The sequence below is a fragment of the Mesorhizobium sp. B4-1-1 genome (assembly GCF_006439375.1).
Lineage (GTDB): Bacteria > Pseudomonadota > Alphaproteobacteria > Rhizobiales > Rhizobiaceae > Mesorhizobium.
In genome coordinates, this window is sequence record NZ_VFTH01000013.1 from 117793 (window position 1) to 142103 (window position 24311).

General features: G+C 62.4%; 24 protein-coding genes. 16 read left to right on the plus strand and 8 right to left on the minus strand.

The features are described 5' to 3' along the window. Positions 1–55: 55 nt before the first annotated feature. The 3 genes from FJW10_RS19135 to FJW10_RS19145 form a co-directional block, all read right to left on the minus strand. Positions 56–1744, minus strand: coding sequence for a thiamine pyrophosphate-binding protein (locus tag FJW10_RS19135; RefSeq protein ID WP_140901261.1), 1689 nt, complete (start codon positions 1742–1744; stop codon positions 56–58). A gap of 48 nt (positions 1745–1792) precedes the next feature. Then, positions 1793–3280 (minus strand): aldehyde dehydrogenase, encoded by a 1488-nt coding sequence (locus FJW10_RS19140; protein WP_140901221.1) that lies wholly within the window; start codon positions 3278–3280, stop codon positions 1793–1795. A gap of 713 nt (positions 3281–3993) precedes the next feature. Further along, complete coding sequence (locus FJW10_RS19145; protein WP_140833258.1) at positions 3994–4695, minus strand: GntR family transcriptional regulator; 702 nt, start codon at positions 4693–4695, stop codon at positions 3994–3996. Between the two features lie 139 nt (positions 4696–4834). Between FJW10_RS19145 and FJW10_RS19150 the strand changes: the two genes are divergently transcribed. From FJW10_RS19150 to FJW10_RS19225, 16 genes are all read left to right on the plus strand, one after another. Next, positions 4835–5422: an amino acid synthesis family protein gene (locus FJW10_RS19150; RefSeq protein ID WP_140833256.1), complete on the plus strand. Its 588-nt coding sequence runs from the start codon at positions 4835–4837 to the stop codon at positions 5420–5422. Continuing rightward, the gene (locus FJW10_RS19155; protein ID WP_140901222.1) at positions 5415–7238 is read left to right on the plus strand and encodes an alpha/beta fold hydrolase; all 1824 of its coding nucleotides are present in this window, start codon (positions 5415–5417) and stop codon (positions 7236–7238) included. Before FJW10_RS19150 ends, FJW10_RS19155 begins: the two co-directional genes overlap by 8 nt. Positions 7239–7243: 5 nt before the next feature. Further along, entirely contained in the window at positions 7244–8296 is a 1053-nt protein-coding gene (locus FJW10_RS19160) for an LLM class flavin-dependent oxidoreductase (RefSeq protein WP_140901223.1), read from the plus strand. Continuing rightward, on the plus strand, positions 8293–9768 hold the full coding sequence (locus tag FJW10_RS19165) for an aldehyde dehydrogenase (RefSeq protein WP_140901224.1): 1476 nt from the start codon (positions 8293–8295) through the stop codon (positions 9766–9768). The genes FJW10_RS19160 and FJW10_RS19165 overlap by 4 nt, the downstream gene beginning before the upstream one ends. Before the next feature lie 62 nt (positions 9769–9830). Further along, positions 9831–10835, plus strand: a complete 1005-nt coding sequence (locus FJW10_RS19170) for an ABC transporter substrate-binding protein (protein ID WP_140901225.1) — start codon at positions 9831–9833, stop codon at positions 10833–10835. A gap of 92 nt (positions 10836–10927) precedes the next feature. Continuing rightward, on the plus strand, positions 10928–11764 hold the full coding sequence (locus tag FJW10_RS19175) for an ABC transporter permease (RefSeq protein WP_246674312.1): 837 nt from the start codon (positions 10928–10930) through the stop codon (positions 11762–11764). 1 nt (position 11765) lies between these two features. Then, a complete protein-coding gene (locus FJW10_RS19180; protein WP_140901227.1) occupies positions 11766–12566 on the plus strand; it encodes an ABC transporter permease in 801 nt (266 codons plus the stop codon). Further along, a complete protein-coding gene (locus FJW10_RS19185; RefSeq protein WP_140901228.1) occupies positions 12563–13642 on the plus strand; it encodes an ABC transporter ATP-binding protein in 1080 nt (359 codons plus the stop codon). Before FJW10_RS19180 ends, FJW10_RS19185 begins: the two co-directional genes overlap by 4 nt. 360 nt (positions 13643–14002) lie before the next feature. Then, complete coding sequence (locus FJW10_RS19190; RefSeq protein ID WP_140901229.1) at positions 14003–14323, plus strand: antibiotic biosynthesis monooxygenase; 321 nt, start codon at positions 14003–14005, stop codon at positions 14321–14323. A 13-nt stretch (positions 14324–14336) separates the two neighbouring features. Further along, on the plus strand, positions 14337–15113 hold the full coding sequence (locus FJW10_RS19195; protein WP_140901230.1) for an SDR family oxidoreductase: 777 nt from the start codon (positions 14337–14339) through the stop codon (positions 15111–15113). Positions 15114–15310: 197 nt separating this feature from the next. Further along, entirely contained in the window at positions 15311–16201 is an 891-nt protein-coding gene (locus FJW10_RS19200; protein WP_140901231.1) for a sigma-70 family RNA polymerase sigma factor, read from the plus strand. A 76-nt stretch (positions 16202–16277) separates the two neighbouring features. Further along, on the plus strand, positions 16278–16730 hold the full coding sequence (locus FJW10_RS19205) for an SRPBCC domain-containing protein (RefSeq protein WP_140901232.1): 453 nt from the start codon (positions 16278–16280) through the stop codon (positions 16728–16730). Positions 16731–16773: 43 nt separating this feature from the next. Further along, positions 16774–17523 carry an SDR family oxidoreductase gene (locus FJW10_RS19210; protein WP_140901233.1) on the plus strand — a complete coding sequence of 250 codons (750 nt, stop codon included), beginning with the start codon at positions 16774–16776 and terminating at the stop codon, positions 17521–17523. Positions 17524–17724: 201 nt separating this feature from the next. Further along, the gene (locus tag FJW10_RS19215; protein WP_181177586.1) at positions 17725–18585 is read left to right on the plus strand and encodes a patatin-like phospholipase family protein; all 861 of its coding nucleotides are present in this window, start codon (positions 17725–17727) and stop codon (positions 18583–18585) included. A 218-nt stretch (positions 18586–18803) separates the two neighbouring features. Further along, positions 18804–19691: an AraC family transcriptional regulator gene (locus tag FJW10_RS19220; RefSeq protein WP_140901235.1), complete on the plus strand. Its 888-nt coding sequence runs from the start codon at positions 18804–18806 to the stop codon at positions 19689–19691. Between the two features lie 466 nt (positions 19692–20157). Then, positions 20158–20364, plus strand: a complete 207-nt coding sequence (locus tag FJW10_RS19225; protein ID WP_140833230.1) for a hypothetical protein — start codon at positions 20158–20160, stop codon at positions 20362–20364. Between the two features lie 33 nt (positions 20365–20397). Here FJW10_RS19225 and FJW10_RS31060 read toward each other — a convergent pair whose 3' ends face one another. The 5 genes from FJW10_RS31060 to FJW10_RS19250 form a co-directional block, all read right to left on the minus strand. After that, complete coding sequence (locus FJW10_RS31060) at positions 20398–20472, minus strand: hypothetical protein (protein WP_281407683.1); 75 nt, start codon at positions 20470–20472, stop codon at positions 20398–20400. A 568-nt stretch (positions 20473–21040) separates the two neighbouring features. Next, complete coding sequence (locus FJW10_RS19240) at positions 21041–22570, minus strand: winged helix-turn-helix domain-containing protein (RefSeq protein WP_181177587.1); 1530 nt, start codon at positions 22568–22570, stop codon at positions 21041–21043. Between the two features lie 64 nt (positions 22571–22634). After that, the gene (locus tag FJW10_RS30500; RefSeq protein ID WP_181177588.1) at positions 22635–22862 is read right to left on the minus strand and encodes a hypothetical protein; all 228 of its coding nucleotides are present in this window, start codon (positions 22860–22862) and stop codon (positions 22635–22637) included. Next, positions 22846–23577 carry a gamma-glutamylcyclotransferase gene (locus FJW10_RS19245; protein ID WP_140901237.1) on the minus strand — a complete coding sequence of 244 codons (732 nt, stop codon included), beginning with the start codon at positions 23575–23577 and terminating at the stop codon, positions 22846–22848. The genes FJW10_RS30500 and FJW10_RS19245 overlap by 17 nt, the downstream gene beginning before the upstream one ends. 36 nt (positions 23578–23613) lie before the next feature. Continuing rightward, entirely contained in the window at positions 23614–24255 is a 642-nt protein-coding gene (locus FJW10_RS19250) for a TIGR00730 family Rossman fold protein (protein ID WP_181177589.1), read from the minus strand. Positions 24256–24311: the final 56 nt, after the last annotated feature.

Consider the following 24311-nt stretch of genomic DNA (forward strand, 5'->3'; position numbering starts at 1 on the left):
CGGCCGGCAGCCGGTTCAGCGAACCGGCCAATTTGCTCGCGTCGGACCGGATGGCTCAGGCCCCTGCCGATCGTCGTTTTCGTAGGTCTGTTAGCGAATAGCGCGTGTGGATCGCTTCGGGATCGAGGGCGAGCTCGATCAGCGCGGGCTTGCCGGAGCCGATCGCGCGTTCGAACGCCGGGGCGAAATCTTCGGTCTTGCGCACACGCTCGGCATGGGCGCCGTAAGCTTTGGCAAGCATGCAGAAGTCGGGATTTACCAGGCTCGTCCCGTTGATACGGCCATCGAGCCTGTTTTCCTCGTGGATACGGATGGTCCCGTACATGTTGTTGTTGAAAAGCAGGATGATGACGTTGGCGCCGTATTGGACGGCGGTCGCAAGCTCTTCTCCGCACATCTGATAACAGCCGTCGCCGACGAAATTGACGACAATCCGCTCCGGGTAAAGCAGCTTCGCCGAGATGGCCGCCGGAAGGCTATAGCCCATCGAGCCGCTAATCGGACCAAGCTGCGTATGCAGCTTATAATGGGCGAAATATCTCTGACTCCAGGTCGCGTAAGCGCCCACGCCGTTCGTCACGATCGCATCATCGGGCAACCGGTTCCGAAGCCATTTCATCATGTTCGGCAAGTCGATCGGACCCGGACACGGTCCCGGCTTCGTTTCCATCTCGAAGGTTTTGCGCAGCCGGCGGACCCATTCCGCTCTCGCGGCGCGGTCGACCGAAGGCAGCCCGGCGAGCGCGGCGGCGAACGCGTCATTGTCGGCAAGTATCGCGAGATCGACCTGAAAGACCCGGTTCAATTCTTCGAGGCTGCTCATCACATGGACGAATTTCTGCTTGGGCACGGGAATATCGAAGAGTGTGAAGCCCTCCATATATCCGGCCCCTATCGTGTTCACATCGCTGAGCGCGTCGTTGACCATGATGACGAGGTCGGTGTCCCGGATGTGCGAAAGAAGAGCCGGGTTGGAGCCGATGCCGATCTCTCCGGCATAGCATTCCAGCCGATGGTCGATGATATCCCGGCGGCGGAAGGTGGTGACGACAGGCACACGGCAATTTTCGGCAAACCGCTGGATGTCGTCGCGCGCCTGCTCGGTCCAACCGGAGCCGCCGACGATGATGACTGGCCGCTCCGCATCGGAGAGCATATCGCGGACCTTCGCCATGTCGGCCGGGGCGGGTGTCCCGACGGAGGTCAGCGTGTAGGGCTTTCCTGTCGCAACGACGCATTCCTCCTCGAGCACGTCTTCCGGCACCACGAGGACGACCGGGCCCATCCGGCCGGTCATGGCCGTGTGATAGGCGCGCTGGATGAATTCCGGGATGCGTTTCGGATCATCTATCTGCGCCACCCATTTCGTCATGGGCGCGAACATCGTGCGGAAGTCGTAGGACATGAACGCTTCGCGCTCCATCAACCCCCGCTTCACTTGGCCCACCACCAGGATCATCGGCGAAGAATCCTGGTACGCCGTGTGCACGCCGTTCACGGCGTTAGTGGCGCCGGGACTGCGTGTGACAAATGCGATACCGGGCGTTCCGGTCAGCTTGCCGTAGGCCTCGGCCATCTGAGCAGCGCCGTTTTCGTGGCGGCAGGTGATTGTGCGGATTTCCGGATGGCGGCACGCCAGCGCATCCAGCACCGAAAGAAAGCTCTCGCCGGGGACGTGATAGACGAGCTCGACCCCGTTGAGCCTGAGTTCGTCAGCGAGGATCTCGCTGCCCTTCCGCTTCATCATCTTTGCACTCACCTCCTAGCCCGACTCCGATCTGTCCGGTGTCCTTCAACCGATGACAAAGGGGTTCTCGATTTCCTTGGCCGTCGATAGCCACACCGCCTTCGTCTGGAGGTATTCGCGAATGCCCTCCACGCCGTTTTCGCGCCCCAGACCGCTCTTCTTGTAGCCGCCGAACGGCGTCGTATAAGAGATGTCGCGATAAGTGTTGATCCAGACGCTGCCCGCCTCGAGCTGTTCGGACATGCGCAGCGCACGCTTCATGTCTGAGGTCCAGACGCCGGCCGCCAGGCCGAACTCGCTATCGTTGGCGATCGCCACCGCTTCTTCCTGGTCGTCGAACACGATCGTCGAAAGGACCGGGCCGAACACTTCCTCGCGGGCGATCCGCATATCGTTTTCGACGCCGGTGAATATGGTTGGCTCGATGAAGTAGCCTGCTTCGCATTCGGCAAGCTCGGGCCGTTTGCCTCCCAACACGAGGCTTGCTCCCTCCTGCCTGGCAATATCGATGTAACCCAGCACCCTGTCGTACTGCGTGGCGTTGGCAATCGGGCCGATCTGGGTCTCCACCTTGCGCGGATCGCCTACCCGTGCCGCGCCGCTAAAGGCGGAAAGTTTCTCGACGAACTGATCGTGAATGCGCCTTTGCACGAGCAGGCGCGAACCGGCGATGCAAGTCTGTCCTGTCGCCCCGAAAATGCCGCCGACGACGCCGCGCACCGCGTTGTCCAGGTCGGCATCGTCGAACACGATGTTTGGCGATTTGCCGCCCAGCTCAAGGCTCACCCGCTTCACGTCGCGAGCGGCAAGCGAATACAGATGCGCTCCAGTTACCGTCGAGCCCGTGAAGCCAACGTGTCGCGTCAATGGATGTGTAACGAGCGGCTCGCCAATTTCCTTGCCGAACCCGGTCACGACGTTGATCACGCCAGGCGGGAAGCCAGCCAGCTCGACCAACTCCATAAGCTTCAGGGCAGTGGCGGACGTATGCTCCGCCGGCTTCATGACGATGGTGTTGCCCGCTGCTAGAGCGGGCGCTGCCTTGAGCGAGAAAAGCAGCAACGGTGCGTTCCATGGAACGATGCCGACGCAAACCCCCAAAGGCTCCGGACGAGAATAGCTTAGCGCCGGCTTGTCGCAGGGATGGACGATGCCTTCGATTTTGTCGGCGAGGCCGGCATAGTAATAGTACCATTTGGGAATATAGCGGATTTGATGCCGCATTTCCGCGAGCAGGCGACCATTGTCGCGCACCTCTATTTCCGCGAGCGCGTCGGCATGTTCTTCGATCAGGCTGCCAAGCCGATGAATGATTTTTCCGCGCTCGGAAGGATGCATGGATCTCCAGGGGCCTTCTCTGAAAGCACGGTCCGCGGCGCGAATGGCCCGGTCGGCGTCGGCGGAATTTCCCCTTGGCACTAACGCCCATGGCTTGGCCGTGAAGGGATCCACCGTCTCGAAGTAATCCCCTGATGCGGGCTCTACCCGCTCGCCGCCGATATACATCTTCATTTTGCCGAGCTCGCCCGCCATCCCGTTCTCCTGCTTTTCAGCCCAGTGCCTCACACATCGGGGGTGAGGGTGGTTTAATCATCTTTTCTACGAGAAAGTAATATCATTTCAGCGAGAAAATACTCTTGCTTTCCGCTTGTCAAGGGCGAGGAATAGGGAAAAGCGCTGCCGAGCGGGGCAATTGGGGGACCAAAGTGATATTGGTGGTTTAGACCCGAACGTCTGAGCAACGACGCTCCCGCCGCAGCGCGTCGAATCAGGCCTGCGGTCCAGCCACACTCATGTCGAGTCAACGTGGGGCGAGACGATTGAACGCTCGATCCGCTGCAGGTAGGGCGCGCCGAAGTTCCTAGAAGCTTTTTCGAACGTTCTGAGTCGCGCCCCGGTCGGAATTGTGGGTGCTAATGGACAAGATGAGACCCTAGATTCGGTTTTTGGATAATTGGCGCGCCGACTTCTGGCAGATTGCCTTCTTGACAGGGCGCGCTGGCGCGAACCTCAACTGGTCCGGATTCCGGATAGCGGCTTAACGCCTGAACTTTTGCTGAGGATACTGGCTCTGCTCTCCTGCAGTCAGACAATCGTCAGCCACCGCTGGAGATTAAGATTGCGCTCAAGCCTTCCCAGGGTGAACGATCACGAACCAAACCTTATCGAACATCGTTGAAGGCGGCGGCGTCCACCCCCTTGGCACGAGAGGCTGTATGTGTGAGGAGAGGTCGGAGGCTAAAGGATCAACGGCTTCTCGGCAACGAACCAAACTCGCCGTCGGGCTGCAGCGCAGTACGGGCAATCTTCCAGGCGGATTCGACATGCCTTCGCGCGGCTGCTTCGGCCTCATCCGGCTTGCGCGCCCTTATCGCATCCATGATCTCGTTCATTTCCGCGATGGCCGGCTCGCGCCGGTTCGCCGAGGCGATCGTCATCGATCGCAGTTGATTGATACGCACGTTGAGCCCGCTCACGATCTCCCACGCGACGCGTTTGTCGGCCGCCTCGAACAGCGCCTCGTAGAATGTCGTCGTCGCGCGCATCACCGCCGGCGGCTTGCCCGACGCCCACGCTTCGAGCAGCTTCGCCAGCGCCGCATCGAGCAGCGCGATCTGATCGTCGGTGGCCGACGTGGCGCAGGCCTTCGCGGCAATGCCCTCCAGCAGCGCGCGCAACTCGTAGATCTCGTCGGTGCGGCCAAGGTCGGGCTTCGCCACCGCCGGCCCGTGCCCGGGTATCATCTGCACGAGGCCTTCGGTCTCCAACTGCCGCAGCACCTCACGCACCACCGAACGGCTGACCCCGAGCTGATCGCATAACGGCCGCTCGACCAGCCTTTCGCCTGGCTGGAAATGGAAATCCATGATCGCCTCGCGCATTCGCTCCAGCGCCAGCGTCCTCAACGTCTTGGCGGAGCGGTCGATGCGAAGCGTGTCGTCAGCCATTTTTCCTGAATCCCTAGTCTCGTCACAAAAACAGATTCCATAACCGATTGACAAGACATGCGGCACTCCATAGTATGGTATACCATAATACGATATAGAAATCGATGCAGCCGCGAGCGGCTCCGTCCTGAGGAATTCCATGCAGTCGGCCATCCGCAAGATCGTGACCTATACTGAGAACACGCTGATCGAAGGCGGCAAGGTAGCCTCGCGACCGTTGCGCCTGATCGGCGTCGCGGCGGTGCTCACTAACCCGTGGGCAGGCCGCGGCTTCACCGAGGATCTTTCCCCTGAAATCCGGACGCTCGCTCCCTTGCTCGGCGAGACGCTAACCAATGAGATCATCCGTGTCGCCGGTTCTGGCGAGGCGATTGAAGGCTACGGCAAGGCCGCCATCTGCGGCACGTCGGGCGAGGTCGAGCATGCCTCGGCGCTGATCCACACGCTGCATTTCGGCAACCACTATCGCCGCGCCGTCGGTGCCAAGACCTATCTCGCCTTCACCAATCTGCGCGGCGGTCCCAACACGCCGATCATGATCCCGCTGATGGACAAGAACGACGAAGGCCGCCGCTCGCATTATCTGACCGTGCATTTCCAGATCGGCGACGCGCCCGCCCCTGACGAGCTAGTGGTGGCGCTCGGCGCGTCGATCGGCGGCCGCCCGCATCATCGCATCGGCGACCGCTACCAGGATCTGAAGGAGATCGGAGACCTGCATGGCTGACGCCGCGACGATGCGCAACAAGGCTCCCGACGGCACCGGCTTCATCCGTGCCGGTTCGGGCGCGCCTGTCCTGCTCATCCACGGCGTCGGCATGGATGCGGCGATCTGGCAGCCGCAGATCGCGGCCATGCAAGGTCGGTTCGACGTCATCGCCGTCGACATGCTTGGCCATGGCGCTTCGCCGCTGCCCCTCGAAAACGCCGGCCTGTCCGACTTCGCCGAGCAAGCAATCCGCCTGCTTGATCATCTTGGCCTGGATCGCGTCGCCGTGGTCGGTCACTCGATGGGTGCGCTGGTCGCGCAGGAAATCGCGCTTCGCGCTCCCCCTCGCGTCAGCGCCCTCGTCTGTCTCAACGCCGTCTTCCGCCGCCCTCCGGATCTCGCTCAGGCGGTGCGCGAACGGGCGGCCGCGCTTGGTGGACCCGGCGATCCCTCGGCTATCGCCGCGACGATCGCCCGCTGGTTCGGCAATCCGGTTCCACCCGGTCTTTCAGACGCAGCCGCGACGGCGCGCGCGGCGCTCGAAAGCGTCGACGCCGAAGGCTACGCCCGAACCTACCGCCTGTTTGCCAGCGCCGATACCGCGCATGCCGATCGGCTGGCCAACCTCACGGCACCCGCGCTGTTCATGACCGGCTCGGAAGATCGCAACTCGACTCCCGCCATGTCGGCGGCGATGGCGCGGCTCGCTCCGGCTGGGCGATGTGTCGTGCTGAGCGGCGAAAAGCACATGATGACAATCGCTTCGCCGCAAAAAGTGACTCAACGCATCACGGCCTTTCTCGACCAGGTCACGGCTGTTGAATCTGAGGCGGCGAAAGTCGTCCCCTCATTCGATGCCCCCGCGTTCGACGCCATGGAGTTCCGGCGCGCGCTCGGCTCCTTTCTGACTGGCGTCACCATCGTCACCACGATCGACGAGGCCGGCGACGCGCGCGGCTTCACCGCCAACTCCTTCACCTCCGTCTCGCTCGAGCCGCCGCTGGTGCTGGTCTGCATTGCCAAGAAGGCGCTGGGGCATCAGGCCTTCTCGACTTCGAGAGGCTTTGCCATCAACATCTTGTCGGAAGCCCAGAAGGCCGCGTCCGGCATCTTCGCCTCGAAGGCGGCCGACAAGTTCGCCTCGGTGGCGTGGCAACCCGGGCAGACCGGCAATCCGCTGATCGACGGATCGGTCGCGGTGTTCGATTGCGGCATGGAGCAGCTGGTCGATGCCGGCGACCATTCGATCCTCATCGGCCGCGTCCACGACTTCAGTCACAATGGCGCACAGCCTCTTGGCTACTGCCGCGGCGCCTATGTCACGCCGGGCCTGAGCCAGGAGGCGCTGGCCGCCGCCGCTCCGCCCGGAACCGAGGTCGGCGCCATCCTCGAGAATGAAGGCCGCGTGCTCTTCTTCGAGACCGCCGAAGGATACCAATTGCCGGCCGGTCGTGGTCTCGGCGCCGCGAACGATGCCCGCAGCCTCAGGGGAAAACTTGCCGCCAAGGCGATCGACGCAGAGCTCGGCTTTCTCTACGCGGTTTGGGATGGCGCGACGGACGTCTCGCGGACTCATGTCTATTATCGCGGAACGGTAGATGCACCCGTCTCCGGTGACGGCCAGATCCGCCTTGTCGGGATCGAATGCATCGCTGAATTGAAGATCGCCGACCCCGCGGTGCGTTCGATGCTGGCGCGCTATGCGCACGAGCGCACGGAGGACACGTTCGGCGTCTATGTCGGCAACGAGGTCGAAGGCGAAGTCCGGCCGCTCGCCAAGCCGGCGCCGTCGGCGCCAATCCATTCCGGCCCAACCAATTCCGGCCAGCGGTGAGACCGATGAAGTTTTCGCTTTTCGTGCATATGGAGCGCTCGGATCTCGACAAGCCGCATTCAGAGCTCGTGGCGGAGCTGGAAGAACTCGTGCTGCTGGCGGAGCACGCCGGTTTCGAGGCGGCCTGGATCGGCGAGCATCACGGGATGGAATTCACCATCTCGCCGAACCCGTTCATCAACATCGCCTATCTCGCCGCCAAGACGAAAACCATCCGACTCGGCACCGGCACCATCATCGCGCCTTTCTGGCACCCGATCAAACTCGCCGGCGAAGCGGCGATGGCCGATGTCATCACCGGCGGCAGGCTGGATCTGGGCATCGCGCGCGGCGCCTACAGCTATGAGTATCAGCGCGTCTTTCCGGGACTGGACGCCTGGGGCGCCGGCCAGCGCATGCGCGAGATGATCCCAGCGATACGCGGCCTTTGGGATGGCGACTACGAGCATTCCGGCGAGTTCTGGCAATTTCCCCCGACGACCTCCTCGCCGAAGCCTTTGCAAAAACCCTACCCGCCGATCTGGGTGGCCGCGCGCGACCCGAATTCGCATGACTTCGCCGTCGCCAACCGATGCCAGGTGCAGGTGACGCCGCTCGCCTCTGGCGATGGCGAGGTGGCCAGCTTGATGGAGCGCTTCAATGCCGCCTGCCAGGCCCATCCGGACATCCCGCGGCCGGAGATCATGCTGTTGATGCACACGTTCGTCGCCGAGGACGCCGCCGACGCCGACCGCCTGACCCAAGACCTATCGCGGTTCTACTGCCAGTTCGGCGCCTGGTTCCAGAACAAGAAGCCCGTTCGCCAGGGCGTTCTGGAACCGCTGACCGAGGAGGAGATCGCGGCCATGCCGCAATACGCGCCCGACAAGATCGGGCAGAACCTCGTCATTGGCGAAGCCGACGAGGTGATCGCCAGGCTGAAGACTTACGAGGCGCAGGGCTACGACCAATATTCCATCTGGATCGACAGCGGCCTCTCGCATGAGCGCAAGAAGAAATCGCTGCAGCTGTTCGTGGACAAGGTGATGCCGGCCTTCCAGGAGGCGGGGTCGCGATGAGCAGCACGGCCTTCACGAACTACATAGGCGGCCAGTTCGCCGAGGCGTCCTCCACTTTCGATAGCATCGATCCGTCGACGGGCGCGCCGTGGGCAAAGATGCCGGCCGCTTCCGTTGCCGATGTCGACCGCGCCGTCGAGGCCGCGCATCGCGCGCTGCGCTCCGGCCCATGGTCGACACTGACCGCGACGGAGCGCGGAAAACTGCTGGTGAAACTTGGCGATCTCGTCGCCGCCAATGCCGGCCGGCTGGCCGAGCTGGAAACGCGCGATACTGGCAAGATCATCCGCGAGACTCGCGCCCAGATCGCCTATGTCGGCGACTATTACCGCTATTATGGCGGACTGGCCGACAAGCACGAAGGCGCCTTCATCCCGATCGACAAGGCCGACATGGAAGTGACGGTGCGGCCCGAACCGATCGGCGTCGTCGCCGCCGTCGTGCCGTGGAACTCGCAGCTCTTCCTGTCAGCGGTCAAGCTAGGCCCGGCGCTGGCCGCCGGCTGCACCGTTGTGCTGAAAGCCCCCGAGGACGGCCCAGCGCCGCTTCTCGCTTTCGCCGAGTTGGTTGGCGAAGCCGGCTTTCCAGCCGGCGCTGTCAACATCATCACCGGTTTCGGGCATGATTGCGGGCATCGCCTAACCAGCCATCCGCTGGTCGCGCGGGTCGCCTTCACCGGTGGCCCGTCGACCGCGCGGCGGATCGTCGCCAACACGGCCGAGAACCTCGCCTACACGACGCTCGAGCTCGGCGGCAAAAGCCCGGTCGTCGTCTTCGCCGACGCCGATCTCGACAGCGCCGCCAATGCCGTCGTCGCCGGCATCTTCGCGGCGACCGGCCAAAGCTGCGTCGCCGGCTCGCGGCTTCTGGTCGAGCGCTCGGTCAAGGACGATTTCCTCGCCCGGCTGAAGCGCAAGGCCGAAGCCATCGTCATCGGCGATCCGCAGGATCCGGCGACCGAGATGGGTCCGCTGGCGACCGCGCGCCAGCGTGAAAGGATCGAGGCGATCGTCGCGGAGAGCGTGGCGGCGGGCGGCCGCCTGATCTCGGGCGGCGCGCGGCCAAAGGACAAGACCGACGGATTCTACTACCTGCCGACCATCATCGAGGCACAGGATCAGACGCTTGCCTGCGTGCGTGAAGAACTGTTCGGACCGGTACTCAGCGTGCTCGCCTTCGACAGCGAGGCTGAGGCGCTGGCTCTGGCCAACGACACGCCCTTCGGGCTCGCTTCCGGCGTCTTCACATCAAATCTCGCCAAGGCGCATCGCATGGCGCGCGGTATCCATGCAGGCGTCGTCTGGGTCAACACCTACCGCGCCGTCTCGCCACTGGTGCCCTTCGGCGGCTACGGCCTTTCTGGCCTCGGCCGCGAAGGCGGCCTCGACGCTATCCGCGATTACACGCGCTCGAAATCGGTGTGGATCCGCACCTCGGACGACCCGATCCCCGATCCCTTCGTCATGCGCTGAGGAAGCATGGCGGCGGTGCACTGAAGAACAAGAAACGGAACAACCAATCAGAGGAGAACGAGATGAAACTGATTTTCGCCGGCATCCTTGCCGGACTCATGGCGACCACGGCCGCGAAGGCCGATGAGATGGTGTTCACCAGCTGGGGCGGGACGACGCAGGAAGCCCAGACCAAATCCTGGGCCGAACCCTTCACCGCTTCGTCCAGCATCAAGGTGCTGCAGGACGGACCGACCGACTACGGCAAGCTGAAGGCCATGATCGACGCCAAGAACGTCACCTGGGACGTCGTCGACGTCGAGATGGATTTCGCCATCAAGGCGGCCAAGGACGGCCTGCTCGAGCCGATCGACTTCGCCGTCGTGCCGAAGGCTGATCTCGACCCGCGCTTCTCGAATGAGAGCGCCGTCGGCAGCTTCTATTATTCCTTCGTGCTCGCCTGGAACAAGGGCTCCGTCTCCGGCGAGCCGGCAAGCTGGGCCGACATGTTCGACATCAAGAAATTCCCTGGAAAGCGCACCTTCTACAAATGGTCGGCGCCGGGCGTGATCGAGATCGCGCTGCTCGCCGACGGCGTGCCGGCCGACAAGCTCTATCCGCTCGACCTCGATCGCGCCTTCAAGAAGCTCGACACCATCAAATCGGACATCGTCTGGTGGGGCGGCGGCGCGGAGTCACAACAGCTGATCGCCTCCGGCGAGGCCACCTTTGGCCAGCTCTGGAACGGCCGCGTCTTCGCGCTGGAGAAGGATGGCGCCGATGTCGGCGTCTCTTGGAACCAGAACCTCACCGCCGCCGATGTTCTCGTCGTGCCGAAGGGTGCCAAGAACAAGGACGCCGCCATGAAGTTCCTCGCCGCCGCGACCAGCCCGACCGGCCAGGCGAAATTCGCCGAGGCGAGCGGCTACGCGCCGGTCAACACCAAGGCCAAGGCCGAGATGCCCGCCGATGTGGTCAAGAGCCTGCCCGACGCCCATGTCGACGGGCAGATCAACCTCGATATGAACTACTGGGCCGAGCATCGCGACGAGATCGCCACGCGCTGGTACGCCTGGCAGGCGAAGTGACGCCCGTTCTTTCATGACAAATTCGGGACGGCACTGGCGGTCCCGATCCGCAATCCGGGGGTACCGCCATGTCGGTGGAAGAGCAGCAAGGGATGGCAACCCCTCGAATACCGGCAGGCCTCGGCGGCCTGCTTCCAGCGTTGATCCTGATCGGACTGTTTTTCGTCGTGCCGGTGCTGGCGCTCTTGCTGCGCAGCGTCACGGATCCCGCTCCGGGCCTGCAGAATTATGCGGCGTTGCTGGGCGACGGTACATATGCGCGTGTATTCTTCAACACCTTCCTCGTCGCTTTCGTCGTCACCATTGTCACCGTGCTAGTCGCCTTCCCGATCGCCTGGATGCTGGCGATCATGCCGCCGGCACTCGCCTCGATCCTGTTCGGCATCATCATCCTGTCGATGTGGACGAACCTCTTGACCCGCACCTATGCATGGATGGTGCTCTTGCAGCGCACCGGCGTCATCAATCGGGCGCTGATGGGTGCGGGCATCATCGACCAGCCGCTGCCGCTCATCAACAATCTCACCGGCGTCACCATCGGCATGGTCTACATCATGCTGCCCTTCATGATCCTGCCGCTGGTCGGCACCTTGCGGGCGATCGATCCGATGATTTTGCGCGCCGCCGCCCTTTGCGGCGCGAGCCCGCTTGCCGCCCTCCGCCGCATCCTGCTGCCTCTGTCGCTGCCCGGCATCGCCGCAGGCGGGCTGATGGTCTTCGTGATGTCGCTCGGCTATTTCGTGACGCCCGCGCTGCTCGGCGGCACGTCGAACATGATGCTCGCCGAAATGATCGCGCAGATGATCCAGTCGCTGCTCAACTGGGGCCTGGGGAGTGCCGCCGCCTTCATCCTGCTCGTCGTCACCATGGCGCTCTATGCGCTGCAGCTGCGCCTGGTCGGCGCAAGACGCACGACGGGAGGCGCCTGAGATGCTGCTCGACTATGACCGCCTTGGCTGGCTGAAGGTCGCGCTGCTTGCCTTCACGGCGCTGGTTGCGGCCTTCCTGCTGCTGCCCGTGGTCTTCATCGTGCTCCTCTCCTTCGGCTCGTCGCGCTGGCTGGCCTTCCCGCCGCCCGGCTGGACGCTGAAATGGTATCAGGAGCTGTTTGCCGATCCGTCCTGGGTCGAGGCCGCGCTCACAAGCGCCCGCGTCGCCACGATGACCGCAACCCTCGCCGTCGCCATCGGCCTGCTCGCTTCCTTCGCGCTGGTGCGCGGCCAGTTCCGCGGCCGCGAGATCCTGCGCGGACTGCTGCTGACGCCGATGGTCCTGCCGGTCGTCGTTTTCGCCATCGCGATCTATGCCTTCTTCCTGCGGCTTGGCCTCGGCGGCAGCACGATCGGCTTCGTCATCGCCCACACCGTGCTGGCCCTGCCTTTCGCCGTCATCCCGATCGCTACCGCGCTGGAAGGTTTCGACAAGTCGATCGAGGACGCGGCCATCGTCTGCGGCGCGAGCCCGCTGCAGGCGAAGCTGCGTATCACCTTGCCGTCGATCCGCATCGGCATCTTCTCCGCCGCGATCTTTTCCTTCCTCGCCTCCTGGGACGAGGTGGTGGTGGCAATCTTCATGGCCAGTCCCACCTTGCAGACCTTGCCGGTCAAAATCTGGGGGAGCCTCCGTTCGGACCTCACCCCCGTCATCGCCGCCGCCTCCAGCTTGCTGGTCGCGCTCACGCTGGCCTTGATGATCGTGACGGCACTCTTACGCCGAAAGCTGCAGACATGACCCAACCCTTTCTCTCGATCCGCAAACTGCGCAAGGCATTCGGTGCCTTCACCGCCGTTCACGATGTGACGCTGGACATTCCGAAGGGCGAGTTCCTGACCTTCCTCGGACCGTCGGGTTCCGGCAAATCGACCACGCTCTATGCCATCGCCGGCTTCCAGGATCCGACCTCCGGCGACGTGCTGCTGCAAGGCAAGTCGTTGCTGTCGGTGCCCTCGCACAAGCGCAACATTGGCATGGTCTTCCAACGCTATACGCTGTTCCCACATCTGAGCGTCGCCGAAAACGTCGCCTTCCCTCTCCGCGTCCGCCGCCGGCCCGATGCCGAGGTCAAGCGCAAGGTCGCCGACATGCTCTCGCTGGTGCGGCTGGACAGCTTCGCCGAGCGTCTGCCCGCGGCGCTCTCGGGCGGCCAGCAGCAGCGTGTCGCCCTCGCCCGTGCGCTGGCCTATGATCCGCCGATCCTTCTGATGGACGAACCGCTGTCGGCGCTCGACAAGAAGCTGCGCGAGGAGATCCAGGCCGAGATCCGCCGCATCCATCGCGAGACCGGCGTCACCATCCTTTACGTCACCCACGACCAGGAAGAAGCGCTGCATCTGTCGGACCGCATCGCGCTCTTCAGGGATGGCCGCATCGAACAAATCGGCACCGGCGAAGACCTCTACCTTAGACCCGCAACCGATTTTGTTGCCGGCTTCATCGGCAACTCGAATTTCCTCGCAGCCGAGCATTTAGAAAGCGAGAATGGCACGGCCAGCGTGCGGCTGGCCGACGGCTCCATCGTTAAGGGCGTGAAGACGACGCACGAGTTCGAACGCGGCCAGAAGGCCAGGCTGATGGTGCGGCCGGAAGCATTCCGCATGAGGCCTGTCGAGGGGAACGCATCACTCACCGTCGAGATCGTCGATGCGGCCTTCTTTGGTGACCGCCGGCGCGTCGTGGCCCGTACCGAGTGGGGCGACGAGATCGATGCCAGGCCGATTTCGGATTCGACCGATCGGAGCAACGTCGGTGACGTTGCGGGCCGACAAATCTTCTTCGATCCCGCGGCGGCGTTTTTGTTTCCAGCCTGAAGGATCATGACCCGGCGAGCCGGAACCGTCCGGTTACTGGGATGGTGCGTGCTGACTCACCGTAAATGATGTTCGCGCGACGATCAGCCCCTCTGGCGCGGCGAGGTCGATGAGGTACTTGTTGGTCGAAATCCAAGTAATTGCTGCTGCCTGACGTCCGAACGGCCGCGGTTTCCCGGAACGATCCCTCGGCTCAGGATGCAAGCAGTGGCACTCCTCGCCAATGAGTTTGCTCGGCCCCTCACAGTCTGGCGCGCTGCAGGGAGAAAAAAGTCTTCCGATCTGCGATCCGTTTCGATCAATCGCAACGTCTAGCCTTGCAGAGAACGCCGATCCCCGGTGTTCATCGGAGGGTTCAAGATGAACAGCATTACTTCTGGGCGCGACGGCGTCACTCTCGTGAACGTCCTGACCTGCGATCCCGCCAATCAGGAAAACCTGTTGTCGCTGCTGCAGGCGAATATCGATCAGGTGATCTCGACCTTGGACGGCTGGATATCGACGAGCCTGCTGGCGGCGGCGGATGGCGCAAAGGTCGTCATCGTGTCCCGGTGGCGAGACGGCGATGCCGTCAAGGCCATGCAGAGCGACGAGCGCATGCAAGCCTATTTTCCGAAGATCACGGCGCTTGCACGGTTCGATTCCATCCTCACCACCGTCGCGCATGTGCGCGTGGCTTGAGAGGGAGGCAACAATGGCTGGAGTGGAACACAAGCGGGCGATCGTCACCGGCGGGAGCTCAGGTATCGGACTGGAGATGGTCCGGTCGCTTGCCGCTCAGGGAGCAGAAGTTACCGCGATCGCCAGAGATGAAAGCAGGCTGGTCGCTGCCCGCGATTGCGGTGCTCGAACAGTCGCTGGCGACGCGACGGATGCTGATCTGATTGCGAGCGCGATCGATGATATCGATCCCGACATCCTCATCCTCAACGCCGGCGCTCGACTGGTCGCAAAACCGTTGGACCGTCAGAATTGGGAGGATTTCTCGGCGATCTGGAATACCGATGTCAGGGCGACGTTCGTCGGCATCCAGGCAGCGCTCGACAAGCCCTTGCGACCGGGATCGCGCGTACTCGTGACGTCGAGCGGAGCGGCGATGGTGATGAGCATGCCCGCCATAAAGCCGGAAGATCTGCGCATGTCCGGCGGCTATATCGGCGCTAAGCGCATGGTATGGTTCATGGCACACCAGGCCAATGCGGTCTCTCGCGAGCGCGGACTCGGCATCCGCTTTCAGGTTCTCGTTCCCGCACAATTGATAGCCGGGACCGAACTTGGACGCAGCGTCGCGGCGGCCTATGCCGAAGCCGAAGGGATCATGATCGATGAGCATATCCTAGCGCGTTACGGCGCGCATCTCGAACCCCGACAAGTCGGGCGGCAGGTCGCCGAATGGCTCGCCGACCCTGCTTACACAACCGGCGTGGCCTACGGCATTCGAGCCGGCATGCAGCCTTTCCCGCTCGATTGAGGCTAGTCGATCGGCTCGCAAGACGTTGTCATAATAGCAAGATCGGACGAGTGGCACTGGGTCGAGGTGTGCAAAAGTAGTGGACCAGAAGAGAACACGATGACCGCAGCACAACGAAAGTACCGGGGTCGTATGCAAAGAGGGTTGAGCGGTATCGATGCTCAAAGCGCTACCGCCATAGTCATCAAGCCTGATCGATGAGCGCCCACCAGCAGGAACTCGAACGATTGTTGTCCGCAATGCGCCCAGCGTTGCACCGCTATTGCGCGCGCATGGTGGGCTCGACCATCGATGCCGAGGACATCGTGCAAGACGCCTTTTTGAAGGCGGCTACAGCGTGGTGCAATGCGGGGCTGACGAATCCCGAAGGCTGGCTGTTTCGCATCGCTCACAACACGGCGCTCGATTTCCTGCGCCAGCGCCGCCGCGCGCCGGTGATCGAAGACCTGGAGACCATGGAAATGATTGCTGCTTCGGCCGAACTCGATCCCTTGGCAGCGTCCCTGTCGATCCGCACGTTCATGCGACTGCCACCCCTGCAACGCAGCGCGGTGGTGATGAAGGATGTGCTTGGTCACTCGGTGGACGAAGTCGCGGAGGTCAATGGCGTCAGCGCGGCGGCCGCAAAATCGGCGCTGCAACGCGGACGTACCGCATTGCTTAGCTTCGCCAACGAGCCGGACAATATCGAGCAGCCAATGCTGACCCGCGAGATGCGGGATCGCCTCGCCGCCTATGTCGATGGCTTCCAGAGCGGCGATTTCGACGCGGTGCGCGCCATGCTTGCCGAGGACGTCCGCCTCGACCTGGTGTCGAAGCTGACCCGGCGGGGGAAATCGATGGTCGGCGAATATTACGGCCGCTATGCGGCATGCGAGCAGTGGATATTTGGCGCCGGCGTTGTCGAGGGACGGCCAGCCATGCTCGTCTACGATCGCGAGGTATCGCTCGACGAGCCGGCCTATTTCATCGCCTTGTCGTTCGACGAAGAGCGGGTCGTGGCGATCCATGATTTTCTGTTTGCACGTTACGCGATCGAGGGCGTGCGGATGCAGCGACTGGATGATCGGCCACAAGGGGACATCTGAGGCAACGTCCGAAGACTATCTCGGCTCTCGCCCGAGTGCGCGACGAAACACGGAGTAAAGTAAGAGGAGACAAGTGATGACCTTCGATGTGAAAGTCCGAGAACGAATTCTCAAGCCCATTAGCGAGGTGTTCGACGCCTTCGTCGATCCGGTCAAAATGGCCAATTACTTCATCAGCGGTGCAAGCGGTCCGTTGGAAGAAGGCGCGCATGTGACCTGGGAGTTCGCCGACGTCGGCGCAAAGGTCGGAATCGACGTCCTCGAAGTGAATAAGGACAGCAAGATCGTCTATGAATCGTCGGCGCTCGGGCGATTGCTGCGCACGACGATTTCGTTCGACGCCGATGGTCCTGACGCAACGGTCGTAACGGTCATCGATGCGAGTTTTGAACTTGACGAGGACGGTGTGAACCTCGCCCTCGGTCAGAATGCCGGCTGGACCTACACGCTTTGTGCTTTGAAGGCCTATCTGCAGTTCGGTGTGAACCTTCGCACCGGCCTCAACAGACGGCTGACGGACGTTTCATAGCCCTCATGAGATGACTTCTCGCGCGCAACCCAGGAGATGTGAAATGTCGATCCCCCATCACCGCAAATATAATTTGCGCGACAAAGTCGCGGTCGTCGCGGGTGGCTCCCGCGGCATCGGCCGAGCCATCTCAGAAGGCTTGGGTCGTGAAGGAGCTGCAATCGTCGTCAACTATGTTTCGAACCATGAGGCCGCGAAGGACACGGTTCGGGCAATCGCCGAAGGCGAAGGCAAGGCGCTCGCGGTAAAGGCTGACATGTCTCGCGTCGAGGATATCCAGCGCCTGTTTGACGAGGCCGAGACGGCCTTCGGAGAGATCGACATCGTCGTCGCGAACGCGGCCACGGCAGTTATCAAACCGTTCGTCGAGTTCTCCGAGGACGAATACGATCAGGTATTCAACGTCAACGCCAAAGGCGTCTTCTTCATCCTCCAGGAGGCGGCAAAGCGCCTGCGGAACGGTGGCCGCATCATTGTCACGTCGACTGGCGGCGTCAGAATGCTTATACCAGGCAACGCTCTTTACTTGGCGAGTAAGGGAACTATCGAACAACTCGTCCGCACCGTGGCCCAGGAGCTCGGACCGCGTAACATCACCGTCAATGCGATACTTCCAGGCTATACGAAAACAGACCTACTACCGGAGCGCGATCGCCGCGTGGCCGCCGAGGCATCGCCGTTCAAGCGAATTGGCGAACCTGAGGATGTGGCGGCTGTCGCCCTTTTCTTGGCGAGCAATGAAGCGCGGTGGATTACCGGGCAGGAGATCGGCGCAGGCGGAGGCGTGTTCTAGCTAGTTCGCAGCTTCCCGAAACGGAAGACGTAAACCTGGCTCACAGCCATACGCTCCGATCGCGTTCGAAAGGACGGCATCGATAGGTATCTCGGTGGCGATCTGAGGCTGCAAACCGTAACCCGGGTCCTCTCCTTTCGCCAGGGCACCGGTTAGCCTTGCAATCGCGGGCCGGAAATTCGTGCTGACGGAAACGACAAATTGAGTAAGACACGAGGGGCTTTGATTTTGGCAGGCGGCGGATACGTCGCAAGCTCATGGGAAATTGGCCTCGTCACAGGCATGGCCGATAGTGGGCTCGATGTGCGGGATACGGACCTGCTCGTGGGAACCTCGGCGGGGGCAAGGGTTGCGGTCGATCTGACAAGCGGCAGATCGCTCAAGGAGTTCTATCAGCAGCGCGTCGGACCCGACGGCCCTTCGTTGGAACAACCGCCCCAGATCGATTGGGCTCGGATCAGGGCGGGTGTGGACGATGCGAGGCAGTCGGGCGGTAGTCCCACCGAAATACTCCGGCGATACGGTCAGCTTGCGTTGGTTGTCGGTGCCGGGACCGCATCGGATCGGCGGGCGACCGTTTCCCGCCAGCTTTCCTCGCGGACTTGGCCAAAGCAGAGAGTGTTGATCCCCGCCGTGAACGCGGAAACGGGAGAACGCCGCGCATTTGATCGGGAGTCCGGTATTGATCTGGTTGACGCCATCATTGCGACCACAGCTTCCTTCGGTTCGCCCGCGATGTTCTTTGACGGCCACCATTATATTGATGGTGGCTACTACTCGTCGGACAACGCCGATCTCGCAATTGGCTACGAGCGCATACTGATACTCGCGCTTCGTTCGCCTCCCCAAGCCATGCGCGTTGTGCCTGTCGAAGCCGGCGTCGACATTCTGAGGGCTGCTGGCGCACAGGTCGAGGTGATCCACCCCGACGAAGAAACGATGGCTGCGCTGGCGCCGACCGGTGGTCAAATGAACCCGGCATCCGGAAAGCCCGCAGCGATTGCCGGACGCCTACAGGGGCAACGCTGCGCGAATGAGCATCTTCTGTCATTCTGGGGATAGGAGAATGAGTTCAACAGCTGAGGCCCGAGGTTCAGCTGTTCGAGCCATCGCATCGACAAGCCTTCCGAAACAATATCACCGGAACAACGATAGATCTCGCCTCTTTGGACGGTTCTAGGCAGCTTCAATCGACGGTGCTCGCTTTATCGCTATAGCAAGATCGGACGAGCGGAGGTGGGCCCTGGGGTACATAAGGAGTGCGCCACGAAGGGAGTTGGATGACCGCAGCACAGGAAAATTATTGGGCTCGAATGCGAAGGGTCTTGGCTTATGTCGATGCTCATCTCGATGATGAACTGGACCTTGCGGTGCTCAGTCATGTTGCAGTTTTTTCCAAATTTCACTTCCACCGGCAGTTCTCGGCAACCTTCGGGTTGTCCGTGCATCGCTATGTTCAACTCGCGCGTTTAAAGCGTGCGTCTCAAACACTTGCATGGGATGATACTCAAACGATCACTGCCATAGCGATGGATGCCGGATATGACACCCCTGATGCGTTCGCCCGTGCCTTCCGGCAACGGTTAGCGCAATCGCCGTCGTCCTTTCGGAAGTCACCCGATTGGCCTTCGTGGCTCTCGGCCTTCGGGCCTTTGGACAATGCGAGAGGCAAAGCCATGCAGATCATTTTCGAACGCGACGACGTCACCATCCTCGACGTGCCCGATATGCCAGTGGCAATCATGGAGCATCGCGGTAGCCGCGCGAAAATCAAGGAAACGTCCGAGCGCTTCAGGGCCTGGTGTGAGGCATCTGGCCTGTCGGTTGGATCCGGGCGATCAAGCTTTATGGTCTTCCGATCCGAAAGGGAGCCTGCCGTGCCGGAAGACTACAGCGTGGACCTCTGTGTCAGTACCGATCGCTCGATCTCCAGGGAGGATGAATGGATGAAGGCTGGCACAATACCCGGGGGACGTTGTGCCGTCTTGCGCTACCCTGGAAATACCAACAACCTCGAACCAGCGGCCTTATACCTCTATCGTGACTGGCTCCCGGAAAGCGGAGAAGAGTTGCGTGACTTCCCGATCTACGCGCGGCGACAACTTGTCCCCATCGCAGATATACGGGCGCATGAAGTCGTCGTGGACCTTTATCTTCCGCTCAAATAACTGCGCACCGGCGGTTTTCGTTTAATTCTACTGCAAGCCGCCGCTTCGACTGTCTGCAGGCAAACTCGATTCGCAATACCGTATTCCGCCGGCGATTGGTCTGCGAGTATCTCAACACCATAGGACGGCGCGTTGAAAGTACATCGCCTGTCCGGATGATCAAATCGTCTGGTCCGGAGGCAGACCAGCTGCCGAACGGTTGCGCGGGGCATGACAATACAGATCTCAAGTATGATCTTCGGTAAACATTCCCCCGCAGAGGAGCCGGATGAGACCCTGGCTCGGATAGGGTAGGCGCGGGACACCTCAATGAGGATGTTCCTGCGCCCCCTCCGAACCGTGCGTGCGACTTTCATCGCACACGGCTCTCCGCCCACGAGCGCTCTCGACCTGGTGTCGCGCCAGATGGCATGGCCGACACAAGACTGCCGTCTTGCGCTGCCGTGCTGCTCTGCGCTGGAGGCCAATGGCTGTCCTGCATGTCCTTCAGATGACGAACATGATGCACCTCAAACGGCCCATTTTCGTCCCCGCAACTCTCGCATTCGCGCTTTTTGGATTGGCTGCAGGGCAAATTTCGAACGAAGATGCTCGTCATCCAATAATCTACTTTTTGAGCTTGGCGCCCGCAGCCGCGAAGATCGCCGATCTCAATACCTCCGTCGGCGCATGACGAAGCCGCCATCCACGGAGATGGATTGTCCCGTCACATAGCGGCAGCATCACTGCAAAGCCAGAGCACCGCATTTGCGATTTCCTCCGGACGGCCGACCCGCCCCATCGGAATGCCCTTTCCATCGCCGCAAGCGCATCGCCTGACCGTCGCCAACAATCCGATCGGCCATCGGCGTCCAGATCAGGCCGGGGCAAATCGCGTTGATGTGGATTCCGCGTGTGCCGTATTTGAGCGCGGCGCTCTGACGCGGTCGTAGAAGGCGACAATCAGGCCGACGTAGGTCCCCAGACCAAGCTCGCCGCGAACATCACACGGCCGCGCAACAGGCCTGCCGAGCGCCAGCCCGGCCAGGAGCCCGTCAGCAAGGCTCATGGCGTTTCCTCCAACGGCACGGAAACGGATCGGCGGGGCGTCATCACCGTCATCGTGCTAATCAGGAAGCTGGAATACGGTCTATATCGAGCGAGCAGTGACCCATTTACGCAACGGCCGCCGCTTCATTCCAGATGGCCTGCTCAAGCGCATCTCCCCGCTGAGTGGGAACGTCTGGGCTCCGGATGTTAGGTGGGAGGTCTTCTCAAGCACTGCAGCTCTTTTGAGCGGAATCGATATGACCAGCGCCCGCAATTTCCTTCGTGAAGATGGGGCTGCGGCTATGTTTTACGAGGCGCTGCTAGCCCACATGGTCCCAACCGGCGCGCTCGAGACCGAGGCGCAACCGGTCCCTGTCCTCCGCGCGCTCCATACGCAGGTCCGCCAGGATATCCGCCACGGTTAGGCCGGGCTCCAGATGGCGGCCCTCCCTGGCGCAAGCCCTGGCCTTGGTGGTGTCGCCGGCCAGTGCATGGCAGGCTGCCAGCCGCGCCCAATGCCAGGCATCCTTGCGCGGCAGGCATGAAAAGGACGCCGCCGCTTCCTGGTACCGGCCGACGACGAACAAGGTTTCACCGCGGTCGAAATTATACCAGGGCGGATGCATCGGGTTGAGCTGGATGGCTTGGTCGAGCATGGCAAGGCCGGCTTCTCCATCGCCGCGTATTGCCCGGAAGAAACCGTTCTGGGCGAGCGTATCCGCATCGTATGGGTTGAGTTCAAGTGCGCGGGTGAGGTGCTTTTCGGCCGCATCGTAATCCTCCCGGCTCCGATAGAGCAACGTAAGGGCAAGAATCCTGTGGCAGCGCGCCTCGTCGGGGCTGAGCGCGATGGCGTGCAGCGCCCGGTCGCGCGCCTCATCGAGCACGGCGCGCGACGCGACGGAATAACCGCCGATGATCACATCGGCCAGCGCCAGATATGCATGCGTCAGCCCTGAGGCCGAGTCGAGTTCCAGGGCCTTCAGAAAATGCTGGCGCGCGCCTTGGTTGACGCCTTCGCCATAGCTGCGCAGCAGCGCTATGCCACGCAACAGATGGAGGTAGGCCTCGACATTGGCGGCGGGCGCGGGCTGGCCGCGTCGCATGGCCGCGCTTTCCACATTGACGACCAGCGCTGTCGCCATGCGTTGTGCCACTGTCTTCTGAAACGCGAAGATGCCCTCCCTGGCGAAGGTGAAGCCCTGCGCCCAGATGCGCCGGCCAGACGTGGTCTCGGTGAGCACGATCTGGGCGTTGTAGTCGTCGCCAGCGGGTTCGACGCTGCCTTCCGCGATGTAGTCGGCGCCGAGCCGCTCGGCGGTCGCGCCGATATCTTCGGAAGGATGCCCGGACAGCGCGAAGGCAGAATGGCGGGCCAAAACGCTGATGGTCTTGAAATAAGACAGCGCGTTGATGATCTCCTCGACCGCGCCGTCGAACAGCGTCTTGGCGGTAGCGTCCGCCGCATGGACACGAAAAGGTAGAATGGCAACCATCGGCTCGGCCGCGCGCGTGGCGGTGAGCGCAACGATGGCCGGCGTCGCGGCCGGCTGGTCGTCGGCGGCCAGGAACAGATAGCCGCGCCGGGGGACCGTGCGGACCAACGCTTGCGCCTCGTCGCCGATCGATTTGCGTACGTCGCGAATGCACTGGGTGAGCGAATCCTCGCTTACCGTGATGCCCGGCCAAACCGCCTGCAGCAATTCGTCCTTGCTCAGGACACGGCCTGGATTGCGCGCCAGGAAGGCGAGCAGCTCAAAGGTCTTCGGTCGCACCGGCACGATCTCGCCGTCCCGCCTGAGCGTACCCAGGTCGAGATCGAGAACCGCGCTGCCGATCTGTTGCGCCAATCCCTTGCCCCAATAGCCGCGCTTCGTTGCGCGTCTGGTATCGGAACCGTAGACGCAGGCAAGGTCAAGTGCGAAAGAGGCCGCCCAGAATGGTGCTGCGAAGCCGACGCCATGTTCCAGGCCGCTCGCTGGCAGGCGCGATGGCCGCGTCGAGTGGTGCCAGCCTGTCGAGATAGGCAAGCATCTCGTTGGCCTCGCCGCAGCAGAACCCGGCGCCAACCTTCGAGAGGATGTTAAGCGCTTCCTCGCGCGCCAGCACCGAGGGTGAAATCCCGTCAGCCTTCACATGCATGGTCGATCTCCACGATTGGTGGCGGCAACGTCGCGTCGGTATCGAGCGATGCGAGATAGACGGCGACCTTTGCCTGCAGCCGCCACAGCGTCGTGTCGCGAATTGTGCGCGCCTCGAGCTGCAGAACGGTGCGGCGCAGATAGTCGGCGCAGCTGCCGACATGGCCGGCTGCGAGCGACAGGATCTCGACCGTGGCCTCGTCGGGCAAGGTGGCCGCATAGGCTGGCCCATTGCGGTCGGCGACGAAGGCGATGGCTCTTAGGTTCTCCCCCGTGCTGCGTACGGAAATCCAGCGGGGAACGTTGGTCGGCGGATTGGCGCCCATCTCGCGCCGCAGGAGCCGGTCGATCGCCGCCTCCACGTCATGCTCGGGAATTCGGTAGACGACCCCCCGGCAACTGCCGCCACGGTCGAGCGCCAGCATCAGGCCGGGACGCTCACGCGTGCCGCGCCAGCGCGTCAGCCACAGCGAGAAGCGGCGGTGCCAGCCATGCAGCATGGCCTTTCGCTCCTCCTCGACATCGAAGCACGGGTTCCATAGCAGCGAACCATAAGCGAACACCCAGACTGTCCCCGGCGGACGTTCGGCAAGCAGCCGCGCGCGGATGGCGCGATAGTCGCGATCATTGAGGATCTTAATCCCGGGCGCCGGGCCGGTGTCCTCGATCCTACGGTCGAACTTGGCAAGAAGGTCTTCGGTGAGGGCGATTGTCATCTTGTGATCCACACGTCGCTGCCACGGGCCTGTCGATCAAAGTGGCGGTGCCGAAAAGAGTTGGGTCCCGGGGCGCGAGGCCGAGCGAAAATATTCGGCCAGCGACAACCTGTCCTGCGAGAAGCAGACGCCGCGCTGAAGCATGGGCACGATGGCGGCCGGTGCATCGGCAACAAGACATGCTGCTGAAACCTGGCCGCAGAGAAATCCCGCATCCTCCAAATGGTCGAGCAGTTCGAGCCAGGGCGACCAGAAGTCGCAAAAATTGGCGACCAGAATCGGCTTGCTGTGCCGTTCCAGCTTGCGCCAGGTCATGACCTCGGCCAGCTCCTCGATCGTTCCGATGCCGCCCGGTAGCGCGACGAAAGCGTCCGCGTAGTCGAACATCAGCCGCTTGCGCATATGCATGTCGGGAACGGTGATGGTCTGGACAACACCGCGCGGCATGCGCATCCGCTCGACAAGGAAGCGTGGTGCGATGGCGATGACCTCGCTGCCCGCAGTCGCCGCGGCGGCCGCGACCGCGCCCATCAAGCCTTCGCCGCCGCCGCCATAGACCAGGCGGATACCTGCCGATCCGATTGCGTCGCCAAGTGCCGTGGCCGCCTCGGCTAGCCGCGGGTCGTTGCCCGTCCTGGCGCCGCCGAACACGCAGATGGTGCGGATCCGGGTCTGCATCGGGTAAAGAGCGTCGTCGAGTGGGAGGGTAGGTTCCTGGTCTTGAGAGCTACCGA